Source organism: Duganella rhizosphaerae, assembly GCF_040364205.1.
Lineage (GTDB): Bacteria > Pseudomonadota > Gammaproteobacteria > Burkholderiales > Burkholderiaceae_D > Rugamonas > Rugamonas rhizosphaerae.
This window is the reverse complement of the sequence record NZ_BPWK01000001.1, coordinates 811,660-829,128: the sequence shown is the minus strand read 5'-3', so window position 1 is coordinate 829,128 and position 17,469 is coordinate 811,660. Positions and strand designations below refer to the sequence as shown.

The following is a 17,469-nucleotide window of genomic DNA, read 5'->3' as shown; positions in this document are numbered from 1 at the left end:
CTCAGGGCGCCTTGCTGACGTCGGTGCCGAACCACTTCAGCGAGATCGCTTTCAGGCTGCCATCGGCGGCCGCGTCGGCCAGTGCCTTGTTCAATGCCTGCTTGAACTCCGGGTTCCCCTTCTGGAAGGGGATGCCCATGCGCTCGACCGCGCCCACCTGCGCGCCGGCCTTGATCGGCAGCTTGGAAATTTTTAACAGGTAGGCCGACATCAGGCTGTCGTTGAGCGCCGCGTCGATGCGGCCGCTGGCCAGGTCGGACATGGTGTCCGGCGCCGCCGCGTAGCTGCGCACCTCGATGCCCGGCACCGCCTTGGCCTGCTGCTCGTAGACGCTGCCCTGCCCCACGCCCAGCTTCTTGCCCTTCAGGTCGGCCAGGGTTTTATAGCCGGCCTGCTCGTTCTTGCGCACGATCAGCTGCGGCATCGAGTAGATATACGGCGCCGAAAAATCGAACGCCTGCTCGCGCTTGGGGTTGATGCCGACCTGCGAAATGATCACATCGTATTTATTGGCCGACAGCCCGGCCAGGATGCTGGCCCATTCGCTGCTGACGAACTCCACTTTCACGCCCAGCTTGGCGGCCAGCAGGCGCGCCACGTCGACGTCGTAGCCGGCCAGTTCGCCGCTCTTCTGGTCCTTGTAGTTGAACGGCGGATAAGTGCCCTCCAACGCCACCTTGAGCGCGCCGCGCGCCTTGACCGTGGCCAGCAGGTCGGCCGCCGAGGCCGGCATGGCGGCCGCCGCCAGGCTCAGGGTCGCCGCCAGCAACGCGCCCTGCGCCAGCTTGAAAGTGAAATCACGTTTATGCATGGAATTCCTTGTAAAAATGGCAGGCGCTACCACGCGCCCATGCGGCGGCGCAGGCCGAAATCATGGCCCACGACCAGGATGGAACTGGCGATCAGGCCGCTCAGTCCTATCATCAACTGTATCAGTTTATCGTCGGGCAGCACCCACAGCCGGCCCTGCGGCGCCTCGTCCACGCGCGCGGCGGCCATGATCAGCGGCGCCACCCATTCCGCATCGGGCGTAACATCGAGGATCAGGGCGCCGTCCTGCGTGGTCTGCATATAGATCTCGCCGCCCTCGGCCAGCGTGAAGCAGACGCCGTAGCCGGTCTCATTCTTGGCGATATGTTCCTGCAGGCTGAGATCGTGCTCGGCTATCCACAGTTCCACATCGGCCGGGGTTTCCAGCCCGCTCCACGGCACCGGACGGAAGCGCGGTGGCGCTGGCTTGTCATCGTCTTGCATAGTCGTCCTGTTTTACTTACTAAGCCGCCAGTTTAAACGATGGGAGGGCATGCGCCATGAAATACAAATATCCCTACGGTCCCGGACGCCTTGAATACGAGTCCGAGTTCACCCGGTTTTTAAACGACTACCTGCGCCAGCACCCGGAAGTGCGGCGCGACCAGCAGCTGGGATGGCGCATATTGTGGGAGCGTCCGGTGAATCCGCAAAGCATAGACCGCGACCGCAAGGCCGAACTGAAGCCGACGGTTTATCACTCGTATTTTTACGAATGAGGCTCAGCCCTTCCAAGTGCGCTTGAGGCCGGTATCCGCATGGATCCAGCCGCCGCGCGGACCGGCGCGGTAGTAGAAGCCGACGCCGCCCTGGCGGAAGCTCTTGACGAGGCCGCCCAACACTTCGGAGTTCAGGCTGGCCAGGCGGATGTCGGCGGCGCGGCCTTCGATGTGCAGCGACTGGCGCGCGGCCGGCACGCCCGCTTCGCGCAGCTTCTGGTTGGAGGCCGGGGTGCGGTAGCCGGACAGGATTTCCAGCGGCGTGTCGATGCCGTAGCGCGCCACGAAAGCCTGCGTGCCCCACAGCGTTTCAAACAGCTTGGGATCGATGCGCGCGGTTTCCTTGCCGTTGACGTCGCGCAGCAGGTGGCACAAGTCCTGGTAGGCCGATTCGATGATCTCGCCGTCCTTCCAGTACAGCAGCTTGGCGCGTTCGCCCGACGCCGGACGGACCACGTCGATGGTGCGCGGCTTGAGCCAGAACTCCAGGTCCAGCGCTTGCGCGTCGAAGATATCCGGTGGTGGTTCCAGCTCGCCGAAGCCGGACGGCGCGGTGGCGCGCGGCATGCTGGCGGCCGGCCTGGCCTGGGCCACGGCGCTGGCCGAGCCGCCGGATGCGGGCGCATGCGGCGCAGGTTTCGGCGCTGCGGCCGTGTTGTGTTGCACGCTGCTGCGCGAGGCGCATCCTATCAGCGGCACCGATAAAAAACTCGCTCCCGCCAAGCCCAAACCCTGCTGTAAAAAATTTCTGCGCGTTGCCATAGCCTACCCGTGAAAACCAATGGGGACACTATAGCGTATGCAGGGGGAAATGAAAAAGGGAACACGCCGGTTTCCTGCAAAAAACCGGGCGCCGCCGGATGCTAGCGCAGCGCCAGCTGGACCGTGCGTTCGGGGATGAAGCTGCCGTCTGCCAGGTTGTGCGGCGGCACCACCATCGTCAACCAGCCGTGGACCTCGTTCTCATCCTGCCGATCGATCTCCAGTTTCAGCTGCCGGTCCAGCGCGACATAGGTGTTGCGGCTGACGTTGACGATTTTGTGCGGCCGGTCCTGGTCCACAAAGGCGTACATGCTCATGCCGCGGGCGACGATGGACAAGGTCTGGCCGTTCGACAGCGAGTACCTGGCCACCAGGTCGCGATAATCCTCCGGCCACATCTTGTAGTACGCGGCGGGCAGCTCGATGCGGGCCTGATTGGCCGGAACCGGCACGCGCACGGTATCGTCGGACTGCTGCGCCTGCAACGCCGGCGACAATGCAAGACCACCCACCACCACGGCTAAGCATAAGGTTTTCATGATGTAATCCCCGCAATGAGAGATTCCATTTAAGCAGTCAGCACGCAAAACTCAAATTCATTCTGTCTATCATCGGCGCCACCGCATATATATTCGAAATGGCTCAGCAGCGCCGCATCAGGCGGCCGCGGCTTCCGGTTCGGCGGCCAGCAATTCGGCGCGCGGCTCGTCCAGCAGATAGCCTTGCGCCAGCAAGGGCAGGTCCGCGGCCTCGCCCAGCTGACGCAGCACCGTCAAGGCCTGCGGCGATTCCAGCCGCTTGAACACCACCGCCACGCCGGCCGCCGCGCTGCGCTTCAACAAGGCCAGCAGCGCCTCGCTGTCGTGCAACTCGCGCGCGTCGAGCTTGAACACATCGGGCCGCAAGCGATCCAGCACGTGCAAGGCCTCGCGCGCGCTCGGCACGTTGACGGCGAAGCGGAAACCGTTGCGGCGGTAGTTGTCGGACACATAGTTCAACAGCCAGCCCTGCTGCGGCGAGGCCGCCGGCAATTGCAGCACCACCCGTTCCAGCGGCAGTTCCAGCGCGTCGAGGATGCGGCGGAAGGCGTGGCCGTGATTGCTGCTGACCGCGCTCAGCAAACGATCGTGCACGTTCAGGTACAAGTCCTGCCCGCCCTCGCCCGCCTGGCGGAAGAAATTAATCGCATGCAGCATGCGGCACAAGCGATCGAGCTCGATCGACTCATCGTCGCTGGCCGCATGGTCGAGCAGCTTCCACAGCGACAGCCCCTGGTCCTGCGCCGACACGCTGCGCGCCAGGCCTTCGTACGCCTGCACCTGGCCCGACTCCAGCTGCCGGATCGGCTGGAACGCGCTGCTCATGGTGCAATTGAAAAACCGCCCCTGCGCCTTGCCCTCGTGATCGAGCCAGATGCTGGAAGCGGCGCCGGTCGCGTCGGATAAACGCGCCAGGTATTTTTGCAGGATGGGAAAAGACATGGAACTCCTCGACTGATGCGGACAATACCGACAGCGTAGGCCTGCGCGCGGCAAAGCAGAACGAATGCTTTCAGCTATGGATATGCCAAAACATTCGTTCCGCCCGAAGAGTGCGGCCGCTATCGTGGCTCATCGCCACTCTTCGCCAGAACACCATGTGCCAACTACTCGCCATGAGCAGCAGCAAACCCGCCACCGTCGATTTTTCCTTCGCCGGCTTCGCCCTGCGCGGCAGCGAGCACCGCGACGGCTGGGGCATCGCCCTGCATACGGCCAGCGGCTGCCAGCTCTACACCGATGCGCTGGCCTCGACCCACTCGCCGCTGGCGGCGCAGATCCGCAACCATCCGGTCAAGGCCAGGAACGTCGTCGCCCATATCCGCAAAGCCACGCAGGGCCGCATCTCGCTGGAGAACAGCCATCCGTTCACGCGCCAGCTGTGGGGCCAGACCTGGTCGTTCGCGCACAACGGCGACCTGAAGCTGTTCGATCCGAATCCCAGCCTGTACTCGCCGCATGGCGACACCGACAGCGAGCGTGCCTTCTGCCACCTGCTGTCCGGCCTGGCGCTGCGCTTTGAAACGCGGCCGCCGCGCCATGTGCTGTTCGGCGCGCTGGAAACGCTGGCCGGCGAGATCGCCGACTACGGCACCTTCAATTTCATCCTGTCCAACGGCGAGCTGCTGTTCGCCCATTGCAGCACCGACCTGCACGTGGTGGTGCGCGAATATCCATTCTCGGTGGCGCAGCTGATCGATTGCGACCTCAGCATCGACTTCAGCAAGCACAACCATCTGGACGACCGCATCGCCGTGATCGCGACCCAGCCGCTGACCTCGAACGAAGCCTGGACCCGCTTCGCGCCGGGCGAGCTGAAGCTGTTTGTCAACGGACTGGAAGTGGGAGCGGCGCCGGTGCGGCGCCAGGAGTGGGAGTTGGAGATTTGCTGCTGAGTTGACTTATTAAGCTGACTTATATCGGATTGCAGTTGCAGAAGCGCTTGCGCTTGCTGCCATCCGGCGCCTCGGCGCCGGCGTCCAGCTGCTTCCAGAAGAACACCGTTTCGACACCGTACGGCGAGCGCACCTTGCCGGCATCCACATAACCACGGTTGGCAAAGAAATCCTGGCCGGTGGCCGTGCTGTGCAATTGCAGCGCCTTCACGCCCCAGCTGCACGCCTGCTCCTCCATGCGCGCCAGCAGCGCCTTGCCGACGCCCTGGCGGCGCGCCTCCGGCAACAGATAGCACAAGGCCAGCTTGCCGGCGCCGGTCAGCAACGCGACGCCGACAACCACGCCTTCGCTCAGCGCGACCAGCGAAAAATTCGTCGGCGAGCTGAACCAGTTCGCCACCATCTGCGGAGTTTTATTGCCTAGCCAGGCGTCAAGGATGGCGGGATCGTTTTTATGATCCAGGTCGCAGCACTCCGTGATCGAACGACGCAACACCGTGCATGCCGCATCCGCATCTGTCGAAGCAGCAATACGAATTTCAAGACTCCGAATTTCAAGACTCATGTACGCTCACAAATATTCCCGATAGCAAAAATGAAACGCCACGCAGTGTCGCCGCGCGCCTTCTTCAGTGCCTGAAACCCACTATACACCAAGCAGCAAAAGCCGTTGCCGGTGCGTCCGATTGAGCACCCGACAGCCTCTCCCAGCCTAGTGGTTGGCCCTGTTTTTGCCCACGAATGTTTTCAAAAATCGTTATGCGGTTTTTACTGAAAACCTCGTGACTAACATCCTTCTAAGCATATTACGAAAAATTCGTATCTTTTCCGGGCGAAATTTTACACCATGGGCGCCTGTTATTACGAAAGCTCATTATGACCACCAAAAATCCTGCTCGCCGCGCGCTGATCTCCTCCTTCCTGGCCGCCTCCGCCGTGATGCTGGGCCTGCCGCTGCAGGCGAACGCGGCTGAAACCGTGCTGCTGAACGCGTCCTACGACGTCGCGCGCGAACTGTTCAAGGACATCAACCCCGTCTTCGTGGCCGACTGGAAGAAGAACACCGGCGAAACCATCAACGTCAACCAATCGCACGGCGGCTCGTCCAAGCAAGCCCGTTCGGTGGCCGACGGCATGGAAGCGGCGGTGGTCACCATGAACCAGGCCAACGACATCGACATGCTGGCCGACAAGGGCCTGGTGGTGCAGGATTGGGCCAAGAAGTTCCCGCACAACGCCGCGCCCTTCTATTCGACCATGGTGTTTTTGGTCCGCAAGGGCAACCCGCAGCAGATCAAGGACTGGGGCGACCTGGCCAAGCCGGGCGTCAAGGTGGTCATTCCCAACCCCAAGACCGCCGGCAACGGCCGCTACACCTACCTGGCGGCGTGGGGCTCGGTGCTGAAAAAAGGCGGCACCGAAGCGCAGGCGCGTGAACTGGTCGGCAAGATCTTCAAGAACGTGCCGGTGCTGGACGCAGGCGGCCGCGGCGCCACCACCACCTTCACCCAGCGTGAAATCGGCGACGTGCTGGTGACGTTTGAGAACGAAGTGAACCTGGTGCGCGCCGAGTTCGGCAGCAACTTCGAGGTGGTCTACCCGTCGATCTCCATCCTGGCCGAGTCGCCGGTGGCGGTGGTCGACAAGGTGGTCGACCGTCGTGGCGTCCGCAAGCAGGCCACCGGCTACCTGAACTTCCTGTACACCGAGCAGGCGCAGGACATCATCGCCAAGCACTATTTCCGTCCGCGCTCCGAAGCGGCGTTCAAGAAGTACAACGCCAACTTCCGTCAAATCACGCTGTTCACGGTGGATGACGTCTTCGGCGGCTGGAAATCGGCGCAGAAGAAGCATTTTGACGACGGCGGCGAATTCGACAAGATCTACCAGAGCAAATAAGGATATACGGACAGATTCGTTTGCAAACGGCCTGACTGCCCGTAATCTGGAAGCGTAGTAACCAACCAGACAAAGGAAGCGCGATGGCCATTTCTGAAATTAACGTACGTAACCAGTTCCGCGGCAAGATCAAGGAAATCATCTTTGGGCCGGTCGTGTCGGAAGTCGATGTGGAAACCCAGCACGGCATCGTCACCTCGGTGATCACCTCGCGCTCGATACATGACCTGGATTTGAAAGTCGGCAGCGAAGTCATTGCCCTCGTAAAATCCACCGAAGTCTCGATCGCCAAGATCAGCAGCAACTAAGCCCGGCCGCCCGGCCGCCGCCGCGGCCGTCAGCGACCAAGAAAGCCCTGAGCCATCCCGTCTCAGGGCTTTTTTGCATGGGTGCATGGGGGTCAAGTCTGACATTCGGACACGGGCTCTGCCGTAACCGATGTTACGGCAGAGCCCGTGTCCGAATGTCAGACTTGACCCCCAATGAAAATAAATGGAATCGTGGAGTTACATTCAATAGACGAGAAACCACTTTAATGTTATCTTCTATCCTCAGGAAATATTGCCGCATAGCTAGACTAGTTTTGCGCCGCGTCAACTTCTGACGCCCGATACACTCCTCACTCCCAAGAATACCTAACATGCTCAAGAAAATTGTCGCTGTATTGCTGAGTTCGTTTACTGCGGCTGCGCTCGCGGTACCACTCGGCTCGCAGTCGGTGCTGGTCGTCGAAGACGGCACCGGCAAAGTGCTGCTCGAAAAAAATTCCAACGTTCAAGTACCGATCGCCTCGCTGACCAAGCTGATGACCGCGATGGTGGTGCTCGATTCCAAGCCGGACATGGATGCCCCCATCAGCATCGATAAAACCGACGTGGACATGCTCAAGCACAGCACCTCGCGGGTGCCGGTCGGCGCCGAACTGGCCCGCCGCGATGCGCTGCAACTTGCATTGATGTCGTCAGACAACCGTGCCGCCGCATCGCTGGCCCGCACCTATCCAGGCGGCCCCGCCGCGTTCAAACTGGCGGTCAACGCCAAGATCAAGGCGCTGGGCCTGACCCAGACCGTGATCGAAGAACCGACCGGCCTGTCGCCGAATAATCGCTCGACCGCGACCGACCTGGTCAAGATGGCCACCGCCGCCTCGGCCTACCCGGACATCCGCCGCATCACCACCGACACCAAGGACGTGATCAATATCAAGGGTCGCCAGGTGGAGTACCACAACACCAACCGACTAGTCGGCGCCAAGGGTTGGGACGTCGGCCTGTCGAAGACGGGCTACACAGAGGAAGCCGGCCGCTGCCTGATCATGCGCTTCAAATCGGCCGGCAAGAACGCCACCCTGGTGCTGCTCAATGCCAAGGCCAACTCGGCCCGTTTGATGGATGCGTTCAACATCCGCCGCTTCGTTGCCGGCCCGGATGGGGAACCAAAAGTCATGAAGGCATCGGTCACCCGCCACAAGAAAGCCGCCAAATCCACCAAGCGTCACCGCCGCGCAGCCTAATCTTTTCTGCCTGGCGCAACGACAACCGGACCCAAGGGTCCGGTTTTTTTGTCCCTCTGCAAGCCAGATTTTGGTGTTTATATGCCAATTTCCAGCATGATTTGGCTATGACCAAGCCCTTGGACAGACATCGTACAGAGGGACTAGTTGCCGAGCAGCGTGCGCAGGCCGCTGGCGCGCTGGGTGCGCTGGGCGATGGCGTCGAGCAGCACCTGGCCGTTCGGCGTGAGTAACGTAAAGTAGTCGCGGGCGCGCGTGATGCCGGTGTAGATCAGCTCACGCGCCAGCATGCCGCCGCTGTCTTTGGGCAACACCAGCACCGTATGCTGGAATTCGGAACCTTGTGATTTATGCACCGTCATGGCAAACGCCGTCTCGACATTGCGCAGCCGTGTGGCAAGAACGCTGCGCACATTGTCACCTTCCGAGAAGTAGACGCGCAGCGCCCCGGGACGTGCCGGGTCGGGCAAAGTCAGGCCAATATCGCCGTTGAAAACACCAGTCCCGTAATCGTTGCGGGTGACCATGACCGGCCGCCCGACATACCATTCGCCGCTTCTCCGCAGCAATCCGGCCGACTGCAATCTTTGCTCGATGGCATCATTCAATCCAGCAACACCCCACTCGCCGTCGCGCACCGCGCACAGAATTCGGAAGGTTTCAAAGCTGGTCAGCACAGCTTTCACCCATGCAAGATGTACGACCTCCCCGCCTTCCGGGGCTCCGTTTTTGATCATTTTCAGGTAAGCCTGGTAGCCGCCGGCGGCGCCGGCGCGGCCCGCCCAAGCCAATTGCAACAAGTCGGAAGACTGCGCCGGATCGATCCAGGCCACCCTCCCGTCAGTGCTGTCACGCAAAACTTGTAGCGATGCGGCAGCATTTCCGGCGTTCACGGCCAACGCCAAGGCGCCGATCGGACCGCCGAAACGCCGGCTTTCACGCAGCATTACTGTCTGCTGAGCAATAGGTCCGCCGTCGCCGGCAAAGCCATCCGGGATCTGCTGGCCGGCACTCGCTTGCACGTATGACAAGGTTTCCGCCTCATATCCGCCCGCTTCGGCGTTGTGGCACAGGTCGCCCAGGACCGCGCCCGCCTCCACCGATGCCAGCTGATCCTTGTCACCAAGCAAGATCAAGGTCGCCGTTTTGGGCAAGGCGGCCAGCAGCGCGGACATCATTTCCAGATGGATCATTGATGCCTCATCAACAATCAACACATCGACATCCAGCTGATTGCCGGCATTGTGCTGGAAGGCACGCGTATCAGGGCGCGCGCCGAGCAGGCTGTGCAAAGTGCGGGCGGCGCCCATGCGGGCCGCCAACTCGCGCAACGGCAGCGCCGAGCCCACTTTTTCCGCCAAATCGTCCAGCGCGCTATCAATCGATTGCTTGAGCCGCGCCGCCGCCTTGCCGGTCGGCGCAGCCAGCGCCACGCGCAAGCCGGACTGGCGGTCGCCGGCCGTGGCAAACAACAAGGCCAGCAATCGAGCCACCGTGTACGTTTTGCCGGTACCCGGGCCGCCGGTAATAATGCCCAGCTTGCCTCGCATGGCCACCGCGCAGGCAATCTTTTGCCAGTCGGTGGCGCCGCCCCGGGGAGCGTGCGGGAACAGAATGTCCAGCCAGTGACGCACATCGGCGGTGCTGGTGTCGGCGTCGAGGGCGATCAGCCCGCCCAGCGCGCGGCCGCGCACGGCTTCTGCGACCAGTGTTTCGTCGCGCCAATAGCGGCGCAGGTAGAGGCGTTCGCCGTCCAGCACCAGCGGTTGCTGGAAATCCAGGTCGCCCACCGGCAAGACCTGGTCGCAACCCGCCAGCAACGCGCCCCAGGCGGCGGCGTTTTTCGGCCATGCGCCGGCCGCATCGCGCAGAGCCCGCCATTCGTCGCTGGTCCAGCCCAGTTGCACGGAGAGATCATCCTGCAACTCATCGAGCATCAGGCAACTGTGTCCACGCCCTTCAAGTTCGGACAACAGCACACAAACCGCCATCAATTGCGGCGAACTGACGCCAACCGAGCCAATGAAGCGCGCAAAGGCACCGCTCAGCCGGCGCAGCTGGCCGTTTTCGGTCAAGGCGTCGACCTGTTCGAACAGGACGGCGGACGTTTCAATACTCATGCGGTGCCTCTGCTTGCGCTACGCCGGACTCATCCAGCAACCGGTCCAGCCCGTCCAGCAGCTCGGGATCGGGTTCTATCAGGTAACAACCGCGCGTTTGCTGGTTCGCAATGCCGCGCAGGAACAGGAAAATCGCGCCGCCCAGGTGCTCGGCCGGATCGTACTGGTCGCCCAGGCGGCTTTGCAGCAACCGGTGCAACGCCAGCATGTAGATCGCGCCCTGGATGTCGTAGCGGTGCTCGGCCATCGCCGCCACCAGCGCCGGCTGGTGATAGGCGGCGTCGCCCGCGCCCAGCGCGTTCGATTTGTAGTCCAGCACCCAGAACCGGCCTTCGTGCTCGAACACCAGGTCGGCGAAGCCTTTCAGCATGCCATGCAGCTGACGCTCCGGCAGCGCCGGCCGCGCCACGCCGCCCAGCAGATGGGTCGCGCACAAGGTGTCCAGCGCGCCGGTGCTCAGGCGCTCGCTGGGGAACCAGAATTCCATCTCGGGCAGCGGCGAGGCGATGGCGCTCAGCGGCGCATCGAGATACGGCAAGGTGGTGGTGGCGATCTCGCGCAGCCACGCCAGCGTATCCTCCAGGCGATTGCCCCAACCGGCGCGCTCCACCCGCCGCGTCAGGCGTGATTCGAAGTGTTCGTGATCGACGACGGCAAAGCCCTCCTGCCCCATCCACTCCAGCTGCTCGTGCAGGAAGTTACCCGGCACGGAGCCACGCGGGAAGCGATGCCACGGCGCGTCTTCCACGCGGTTCGACAGCGCGATCGACGGCATGCCGGCGCCTTCCAGCAGGTTCTCCTGCAAGCCGTCGCGCGGCACCGGCAAGGACGAACCGCCGCTGCCACCGCTGCCGATGGTGCCGGTCGGGCCGGTGCGCCGCGCCAGCGAACTGAAACTGCCCACCGACCAATCCCGTTCGAAGCGGCCGGTGTACAGCTGCGGCTCCAGCAACGGCGGGCGCTGTTCGATGCGGCTCAGGCGCGTGAACTGCTGCATCGCCATCTCCAGCGTCTCGATGCTGATGCCATCGCAGCCTTTGCAGGCGTGGCCCCAGCGTTCCATCATCAGGTCCGAGGGCAGCGCTTCGCCACCGGTCAGCAGATAACCCAGTGCCGATTCGTGCAGCGTGTTGTCGCCCGCCTTGCGCGCGGCCAGCGCCGTCACGCCCAGCCACAGGAAGTGGCGCGCCCGCGTCAGCGCCACGTACAGCAGACGCAAGTCCTCCTGCAGGCGCGCGCGTTCGACCAGTTCCATCGCGGTGTCGGTCAGCGCCATGTCGATCTGGCGCACGCCATCCTCGTCGCTGAATTCGAAGAAGCTGCGGTTGCGCCGCTCCACCTTGCGCGCCGTGACGGCGAACGGCAGGTACACCAGCGGATACTCCAGGCCCTTCGATTTGTGGACGGTGACCACCTTCACCAGCTCCGCATCGCTTTCCAGGCGCAGCACGCGCTCGTCGCCGGCGCCCTCGCCGCCGTCGATCTGCTCGGCGAGCCAGCGTATCAGCGCCTGTTCGCCATCGAGCTGGCGGCTGGCCGATTGCAACAGCTCCGCCAGGTGCAGCAAGTTGGTCAGTCGTCGCTCGCCGCCCGGCTGCTGGAGCAAGGCGGCCGGCAGTTTCAGTTCGTGGATGAAGCGGCGCAGCATCGCCAGCACGCCCTGCCGCTGCCATACGATGTGCAGCGCTTTCAATTGCTCGACGCGGGCCTCCCACGCCAGTTCGTCCGACGACAGCAGCGCCAGTTCCGCCAGCGGCAGGCCCGTGGTGCGGGTGGCGAAGGCGGCGCGCGCCAGGCCGCCATCCAGCGGACTGGCGACGGCCGACAGCCAGCGCAGCACGTCGGCCGCTTCCTCGCTGTCGGTGACGGAATCCTTGTCCGACAAATACACGCTGGCGACCTGGCGCCGCTGCAGCGCGCGGCGTATGGCCGCCGCCTCCTTGCGGTCGCGCACCAGCACGGCGATGTCGGCCGGTTGCAGGCGTACGAAGCCTTTCGGGCCCGCGAAGCCCGCGTTCTCGTCGTTGAGCTGCGCGACGATATGCTCGGCGCAGTGCCAGGCAAAGAATTCGCGGTAGCTGTCGGCTTTCAGGTCCTGCGTGGCGCTGCATGCGATGACCAGCGCCGGCACATCGCCCGTCGCGTTGACCATGCGTTCACCGCGTCCCTTGGCGTCGACCGCTTCGAACGGCAGCGGATTCACGCGCGTGCCGGGATCGCGGAAGCGGAAAGCGCCGCGTCCGAAGCCGCCTTCCGCAGGCTGGCCTTCGGCGTACATGAACAGGTGGTTGACCGCGTCCACCACCGGCTTGGTCGAGCGGTAGTTGGTGCTCAGCTGGTAGTGGCGGCCGGTGGTGGCCAGGCGCGCGGACAGGTAGCTGTGGATGTCGGCGCCACGGAAGCCGTAGATCGACTGCTTCGGATCGCCGATCAGGAACAGGCCCGTCTCGGGATCGTTGTCCGCCACGCGGTACAGCAGGTTGAAGATCTGGTACTGGTTGGGCGCCGTGTCCTGGAACTCGTCGACCATCGCCACCGGGTACTGGTCGGTGATGCGCTTGCGCAGCGCGGCGGCGTTTTCGCCTTGCAGCGCCGCGTTCAGGCGGTCCAGCATGTCGGCGAAGCCGAACTGGCGGCTGCGCTTTTTCAGCTCCGCCATGCGGCCGGCGACGGCGCCCGCCGCATGGCGGTACAGCGCGTGCGACAGCGGTTCGATGTCGTCCAGCGCCCGTTTCAGCGGTTCGATGGCGTCGAAGTCGTCGGGGATCGTGGCGGTGTAGCCTTTTGAAAAAGCGTCTTCAAGGCCGAGCGGCGTCAGGCGCTTCCAGGCGGTGTCAGAGATGTCGGGCATGACCATGGCGGGATCTTGCGCCCAGGCGCGCAGGCCGTTGAACCACGCCACCAGCGAATCGGCCCGCATCTTGTTGCCGTTGAAGCATTTGGGCGACAGCACCCGCTCCGTGGCGATCCATTGTTCCATGCGGTTGGCGCGCTCGATCCAACCGGCCTTCAGGGCCGCGAGCTGCACCTGCTGCTCGCGCTGGACGGCGGCGATCAGCTCGGCCAGCGATCCGGCGGTGGCGCCCGGCACGCTGCGGTCTCCGATGATGTCGGCGCGCTTGACCAGCTCCCGTATCGACTTCTTCAACGCGCCTACATCGCCCCAGCACGACAGCAGCGCATCCAGCGATACGGCGTTGAGCGGATAGACCTGCTGCCGCCAGTAGTCGTGCGCGGCGTCCTCGAACAGGGCCTGCTCATCGCTGACCAGCTCCTCGTCGAACAGGCTGCCGCTGTCGAAGGCGTGCTCGCGCAGCATGCGCTGGCACCAGGCGTCGATGGTGAAGATTGCCGCCTCGTCCATCGTCTCCGCCGCCAGCATCAAACGGTGCGCGGCTTGCTGCTGCTCGCCGTGGCTTGGGTAGGATTCGAGGATGGCATCCAGATAATCGTCGCGCACCACGCCGCTGCCCGCGCCCAGGCCCATCGCCGAGTAGCCTCGGAAGTAAGCCGCCGCCTCCACCAGCCGTTCGCGCACGCGGTTCGACAGCTCGCGCGTGGCGGCACGGGTGAAGGTCATCACCAGGATATCGGCCGGCAGCAAGGGCCGGCGATAGGCGTTGTCGCCGCCGTGGCCCAGCACCAGCCGCACGTATAGCGCGGCGATGGTCCAGGTCTTGCCGGTACCAGCGCTGGCCTCGATCAGGCGCGAGCCGTGCAGCGGGAAGCTCAGGGGCTCAAGCGAATTGGCGGCGTTTGTGCTGATACTGCTCATGCTGCGTCCTCGCCGCCTTGGGCGTCAATGGCGTCTATCGTGATGGAATGCTCCAACCAGTCGGCCAGCGGTCCGTAGAGCGCTTGCGAGACGTCGGCAAAATCCGGTTCGCCGCTGAGCGCCGCAAAGTCCGGCCACAGGCGGGCCAGGCACAAGTCGTCGTTCTCGCCGGAGATCTCGAAGCCGCCATCGTACACGCCGCGCGGATCGCCTTCCTGCGCCAGCGCCAGGGCGGTCTTGCAGGCGGTCGGCAAGGGACGGTTCATGCCGTCGCGCCACAGGCAGACCAGCTCCCGCAAGGCTTCCAGCGCGTCGGCCTGCGCCAGCGGCTTCATGGTGACGATGGCGTCGCGCGCCACCAGGAAGCCGGCGACCGGCATGCCGGCCGCCGCCACCGCCAGCTGGCGCATCCACATGGCGATCAATTTGTCGCCGCGCGGCTTGCCCTGCTTGTCCGTGACCTTGGACGACATCTGCGCCAGCCATACGGTGTCGCTGCCGTTGCTGCGCAGCTGGTCGATCCAGTCGTCGATCTGCACACCGGCCAGCTGGAGGCTCAGCGCCACCTTGGGCGCCGGCAGTTCGTAGCGTTCGCGCAGCGTCAGCCAGGCGACGCGTACCGGCACCAGCGCCTGCACCAACTGGTGCTGGTACTGCTGGCCGATCAAACCTATCGGCAGCACGCCTTCGCGCGCCAGGCGTTCGGCGCGCTCGGTCATCTTGTCGTAGACCTGATGGAGTTCTTCCGCCTCGGCGCCGTCGTCCAGCATCGTGTCTTCGAGCAGATAGCGTTCCAGCGCATTCAGCGAGAACGGTTCCTCGTCCTCGCCCACCAGCGCGGCGTCGCCGAACATCACGCCGAGGCGCTGGCGGAAGAAGAAGCGCACCGGCTGGCGCATGAAATTGGTCAGCGTCGATAGCTTGAGGCGGTACTTGTCATCGATCTCGTATGGCGGCAGCTCGGTGGCGGCGGCATCGCCGGCCTCCTCGCCGTGCGCCTCGCGCCATTCGCGCGCGTAGGTCAGCAGGCCGCCATCCTCGAAGTAGCGGCGGCTGAACGGCTGCAAGGCGTGCTCCGTGGTGCGCGCGTGCAGATGTTCTTCCTTGAGCTGCCAGCCATTGACCAGGTAATCACGCAGCTGCGACACCAGCACCGACGGCGGCTGCTCGCTGTTGTCCCGCACATTGCGTCCGACCCAGCTGATGTACAGCTTGTCGCGCGCGGCCAGCAGCGCTTCCAGCATCAGGTAGCGGTCGTCGTCGCGGCGTGAGCGGTCGCCCGGACGGGCCATGCCCGGCTGCGCCAGCAGGTCGAAGTCGGCCTTGGGCGCGCGGCGCGGGAAGTCGCCGTCGTTCATGCCCAGCAGGCAGACCACGCGGAACGGCACCGCGCGCATCGGCATCAGCGTGCAGAAGGTCACGCCGCCGGAGACGAATTGGTGGTTCAGCGTCGGCTCGTCCAGTAGGCCCAGCCACGCTTCGCGCAGCACGGCCAGCGGCACGGCTTCATCGTATTGCGCGCCTTCGCAGGTCTCCAGCCAGTTGTTGAGCGCATCGTCCAGATGCGCCAGCGTCAGGCGGTCGCCCTCCTCGCCGGCTTTGAAGAAGGCCGCCAGCAGCGCGCGCGCCTGCACGCCCCACTCGGCCGGCGAGTGCGATTGCGCCAGCACGGCGCGCCAGTGCAGCAGCGCTTCGACCAGCTGCGCCAGCGATCCGGCCAGCGCCGCATCCAGGCCGCCCACTTCGCCGTACGCTTCGATGCCGGCAAAGGCCGCGTCCTCGCCGCTGGCGTAGCCGAGCAGCATGCGGCGCACGCCGAACAGCCAGGAGTTCTGCTCGCCCGCAGCGCCCAGACCCAAGCCTGCGCGGTGTTCGGTATCCAGCCCCCAGCGCACACCGGCGCCCTCGATCCACAAGCCCAGCGTCGGCAGGTCGTCCTCTTTCAAGCCGAAACGTGAAGCCAGCGCCGGCACGTCCAGCAGGTCGCGCACCTCGCTCTGGCGGCATCGCTGCTGCGGCAATCGCAGCAGCCATTCCAGCGCCACCAGCAGCGGATTGACGCTGCGATCGTTGACGTCGCCGATTTCAAACGGGATGTAGCGCGGATCGCTGCGGCGATGCTGCGCGAACACCGCGTGGATGGCGGCGGTGAAGGTGTCGATGTCCGGCACCATCACCACCACGTCGCGCGGACGCAGGCCGCTGCCATCAGCGAACATGGCCAGCAGCTGGTCGTGCAGCACCTCCACCTCGCGCTGCACGCTGTGGGTGACGTGGAACTCGATCGAACGGTCGTCGTCCGGCGGCGGTATCTGTGGATGTTCGGACAGCGGCAGCAGATCGCGGATGGCCGCCTGCACCTGCGACAGCAGCGGGCTATCTCCCCCCGCGCCCTCGTCGTCGCTGAACAAATCGATGCGCAGTGGCGCAACCTCGTCGTTTTCAGCGGCTGCGGCGGCCGAGGCCTCGTCGAATTCGTCCAGCATGCGAATGAAATCGCGGCCCTGCCGCCCCCAGCTGGCCAGCAGCGGATGACTATGCGCATGCAGCTCTTCCAGCGGAATCGCGCCCAGATCCTGGCCGTTGCGCAGCTGCTGGCGGCGGTGCGCGCTGCGCAGCAGCTCGCGGCCTTCGATAATATCGCCCCAATAGAACTGGCACGGATTGGGCACCGCCAGCAGCACCTGCGTGTAGCGCGACAGCGAAGCCAGGGCCTGCAAGCTTTGATACGGCAGCGCAGAAACGCCGAAGATCACGATGCGCCGCGGCAGGCGGCCCAGCGGTTCCTCGCCGGCGGCGCTGGCGCGCACGAATTCGGTATGGACGGTGGCGCGGCCCAGCTCCCGCTCATGCGGTTCAACGTCGGCGATCACGGCGCGCCACAACTGGCCTTGCCAGCGCTGGTCTTCCGGCAGCGGGTGCGCCTCGTTGCGGGCGTTGCGCAACTGGTCGCGGCCGTGGGCCCAGTCGTCCAGCCAGTCGGCGCGATAGACCTGGTATTGATCGAACAAGTCGGCCAGGCGTTCGGCCAGTTGCAGCCGGCGTTCGGCCTCGCCGTCGGCCAGGAAGTGGCGCAGCGGCGTGAACACGGGATCGGCCAGCAGGGTGGGCAGCAGGCGCATCAAACGCCAGGTCAACGGCCCTTTGTCGAAGGCGGAGCGCACCGGCACGCGCTCGCGCCCCAGCATGCCGCGATAGGTTTCCCACAAAAAGCGCGCCGGCAGCGCCACGCGGGTGGCGGCGCAGACCCGCATTTCCTCGGCCAGCGCGATCTTCAGCCATTCGGCCACGCCGTTCGACTGCACCAGGATGGTTTCCGATTCGAGCGCCCCCAGCGGATGATTGCGCAGCCATTGGAACACCGCCGCGCGCAGCTGCTCCATTTGATTACCATGCAAAATCAGCAGGCCGGGGGTGATGCTCGAATGCATAGGGCT

The 17,469-nt window shown here is 64.3% G+C and carries 14 protein-coding genes; 5 read left to right on the top strand and 9 right to left on the bottom strand.

Going from position 1 to position 17,469, the window contains the following annotated elements; all coding sequences use genetic code 11:
* Nucleotide 1: 1 nt before the first annotated feature.
* Nucleotides 2-811, bottom strand: a complete 810-nt coding sequence (locus RUGAMON1_RS03675) for a transporter substrate-binding domain-containing protein (protein ID WP_445229216.1) — start codon at nucleotides 809-811, stop codon at nucleotides 2-4.
* 26 nt (nucleotides 812-837) lie between these two features.
* On the bottom strand, nucleotides 838-1,254 hold the full coding sequence (locus RUGAMON1_RS03670) for a hypothetical protein (protein ID WP_116988530.1): 417 nt from the start codon (nucleotides 1,252-1,254) through the stop codon (nucleotides 838-840).
* A gap of 56 nt (nucleotides 1,255-1,310) precedes the next feature.
* Between RUGAMON1_RS03670 and RUGAMON1_RS03665 the strand changes: the two genes are divergently transcribed.
* A complete protein-coding gene (locus RUGAMON1_RS03665) occupies nucleotides 1,311-1,529 on the top strand; it encodes a DUF3460 family protein (RefSeq protein WP_445229215.1) in 219 nt (72 codons plus the stop codon).
* Between the two features lie 3 nt (nucleotides 1,530-1,532).
* Here the strand turns inward: RUGAMON1_RS03665 and RUGAMON1_RS03660 are convergent, their stop codons facing one another.
* From RUGAMON1_RS03660 to RUGAMON1_RS03650, 3 genes are all read right to left on the bottom strand, one after another.
* On the bottom strand, nucleotides 1,533-2,096 hold the full coding sequence (locus tag RUGAMON1_RS03660; RefSeq protein ID WP_332856515.1) for a YcbK family protein: 564 nt from the start codon (nucleotides 2,094-2,096) through the stop codon (nucleotides 1,533-1,535).
* A gap of 296 nt (nucleotides 2,097-2,392) precedes the next feature.
* Nucleotides 2,393-2,830 (bottom strand): hypothetical protein, encoded by a 438-nt coding sequence (locus RUGAMON1_RS03655; RefSeq protein ID WP_445229214.1) that lies wholly within the window; start codon nucleotides 2,828-2,830, stop codon nucleotides 2,393-2,395.
* A gap of 117 nt (nucleotides 2,831-2,947) precedes the next feature.
* Complete coding sequence (locus tag RUGAMON1_RS03650; protein WP_445229213.1) at nucleotides 2,948-3,772, bottom strand: EAL domain-containing protein; 825 nt, start codon at nucleotides 3,770-3,772, stop codon at nucleotides 2,948-2,950.
* A gap of 155 nt (nucleotides 3,773-3,927) precedes the next feature.
* Between RUGAMON1_RS03650 and RUGAMON1_RS03645 the strand changes: the two genes are divergently transcribed.
* The gene (locus RUGAMON1_RS03645; protein WP_445229212.1) at nucleotides 3,928-4,725 is read left to right on the top strand and encodes a class II glutamine amidotransferase; all 798 of its coding nucleotides are present in this window, start codon (nucleotides 3,928-3,930) and stop codon (nucleotides 4,723-4,725) included.
* A gap of 19 nt (nucleotides 4,726-4,744) precedes the next feature.
* On the opposite strand, the gene RUGAMON1_RS03640 is transcribed toward RUGAMON1_RS03645, so the two are convergent.
* The gene (locus RUGAMON1_RS03640) at nucleotides 4,745-5,218 is read right to left on the bottom strand and encodes a GNAT family N-acetyltransferase (protein WP_445229255.1); all 474 of its coding nucleotides are present in this window, start codon (nucleotides 5,216-5,218) and stop codon (nucleotides 4,745-4,747) included.
* A gap of 383 nt (nucleotides 5,219-5,601) precedes the next feature.
* Between RUGAMON1_RS03640 and RUGAMON1_RS03635 the strand changes: the two genes are divergently transcribed.
* The 3 genes from RUGAMON1_RS03635 to RUGAMON1_RS03625 all read left to right on the top strand — a co-directional run bounded on the left by RUGAMON1_RS03635 (nucleotide 5,602) and on the right by RUGAMON1_RS03625 (nucleotide 8,137).
* Nucleotides 5,602-6,624, top strand: coding sequence for a sulfate ABC transporter substrate-binding protein (locus RUGAMON1_RS03635; RefSeq protein ID WP_445229211.1), 1,023 nt, complete (start codon nucleotides 5,602-5,604; stop codon nucleotides 6,622-6,624).
* Between the two features lie 83 nt (nucleotides 6,625-6,707).
* Nucleotides 6,708-6,932, top strand: a complete 225-nt coding sequence (locus tag RUGAMON1_RS03630) for a TOBE domain-containing protein (RefSeq protein ID WP_008449515.1) — start codon at nucleotides 6,708-6,710, stop codon at nucleotides 6,930-6,932.
* 332 nt (nucleotides 6,933-7,264) lie between these two features.
* The gene (locus RUGAMON1_RS03625) at nucleotides 7,265-8,137 is read left to right on the top strand and encodes a serine hydrolase (RefSeq protein WP_445229210.1); all 873 of its coding nucleotides are present in this window, start codon (nucleotides 7,265-7,267) and stop codon (nucleotides 8,135-8,137) included.
* Nucleotides 8,138-8,280: 143 nt separating this feature from the next.
* Here RUGAMON1_RS03625 and recD read toward each other — a convergent pair whose 3' ends face one another.
* The 3 genes from recD to recC are packed head-to-tail and all read right to left on the bottom strand — an operon-like array spanning nucleotide 8,281 to nucleotide 17,463.
* A complete protein-coding gene (gene recD, locus RUGAMON1_RS03620; RefSeq protein ID WP_445229209.1) occupies nucleotides 8,281-10,257 on the bottom strand; it encodes an exodeoxyribonuclease V subunit alpha in 1,977 nt (658 codons plus the stop codon).
* The gene (gene recB / locus RUGAMON1_RS03615; RefSeq protein WP_445229208.1) at nucleotides 10,247-14,032 is read right to left on the bottom strand and encodes an exodeoxyribonuclease V subunit beta; all 3,786 of its coding nucleotides are present in this window, start codon (nucleotides 14,030-14,032) and stop codon (nucleotides 10,247-10,249) included. Before recB ends, recD begins: the two co-directional genes overlap by 11 nt.
* Nucleotides 14,029-17,463 carry an exodeoxyribonuclease V subunit gamma gene (gene recC, locus RUGAMON1_RS03610; protein ID WP_445229207.1) on the bottom strand — a complete coding sequence of 1,145 codons (3,435 nt, stop codon included), beginning with the start codon at nucleotides 17,461-17,463 and terminating at the stop codon, nucleotides 14,029-14,031. The genes recB and recC overlap by 4 nt, the downstream gene beginning before the upstream one ends.
* Nucleotides 17,464-17,469: the final 6 nt, after the last annotated feature.

Excerpts from the sequence above, each read along its gene's own strand:
- RUGAMON1_RS03650 (WP_445229213.1), bottom strand. The coding sequence starts at position 3,772 with ATGTCTTTTCCCATCCTGCAAAAATACCTGGCGCGTTTATCCGACGCG.
- RUGAMON1_RS03625 (WP_445229210.1), top strand. The coding sequence starts at position 7,265 with ATGCTCAAGAAAATTGTCGCTGTATTGCTGAGTTCGTTTACTGCGGCT.
- recC (WP_445229207.1), bottom strand. The coding sequence starts at position 17,463 with ATGCATTCGAGCATCACCCCCGGCCTGCTGATTTTGCATGGTAATCAA.
- RUGAMON1_RS03660 (WP_332856515.1), bottom strand. The coding sequence starts at position 2,096 with ATGCCGCGCGCCACCGCGCCGTCCGGCTTCGGCGAGCTGGAACCACCA.
- RUGAMON1_RS03655 (WP_445229214.1), bottom strand. The coding sequence starts at position 2,830 with ATGAAAACCTTATGCTTAGCCGTGGTGGTGGGTGGTCTTGCATTGTCG.
- RUGAMON1_RS03675 (WP_445229216.1), bottom strand. The coding sequence starts at position 811 with ATGCATAAACGTGATTTCACTTTCAAGCTGGCGCAGGGCGCGTTGCTG.
- RUGAMON1_RS03665 (WP_445229215.1), top strand. The coding sequence starts at position 1,311 with ATGAAATACAAATATCCCTACGGTCCCGGACGCCTTGAATACGAGTCC.
- RUGAMON1_RS03630 (WP_008449515.1), top strand. The coding sequence starts at position 6,708 with ATGGCCATTTCTGAAATTAACGTACGTAACCAGTTCCGCGGCAAGATC.
- RUGAMON1_RS03670 (WP_116988530.1), bottom strand. The coding sequence starts at position 1,254 with ATGCAAGACGATGACAAGCCAGCGCCACCGCGCTTCCGTCCGGTGCCG.
- recD (WP_445229209.1), bottom strand. The coding sequence starts at position 10,257 with ATGAGTATTGAAACGTCCGCCGTCCTGTTCGAACAGGTCGACGCCTTG.
- RUGAMON1_RS03635 (WP_445229211.1), top strand. The coding sequence starts at position 5,602 with ATGACCACCAAAAATCCTGCTCGCCGCGCGCTGATCTCCTCCTTCCTG.
- recB (WP_445229208.1), bottom strand. The coding sequence starts at position 14,032 with ATGAGCAGTATCAGCACAAACGCCGCCAATTCGCTTGAGCCCCTGAGC.
- RUGAMON1_RS03645 (WP_445229212.1), top strand. The coding sequence starts at position 3,928 with ATGTGCCAACTACTCGCCATGAGCAGCAGCAAACCCGCCACCGTCGAT.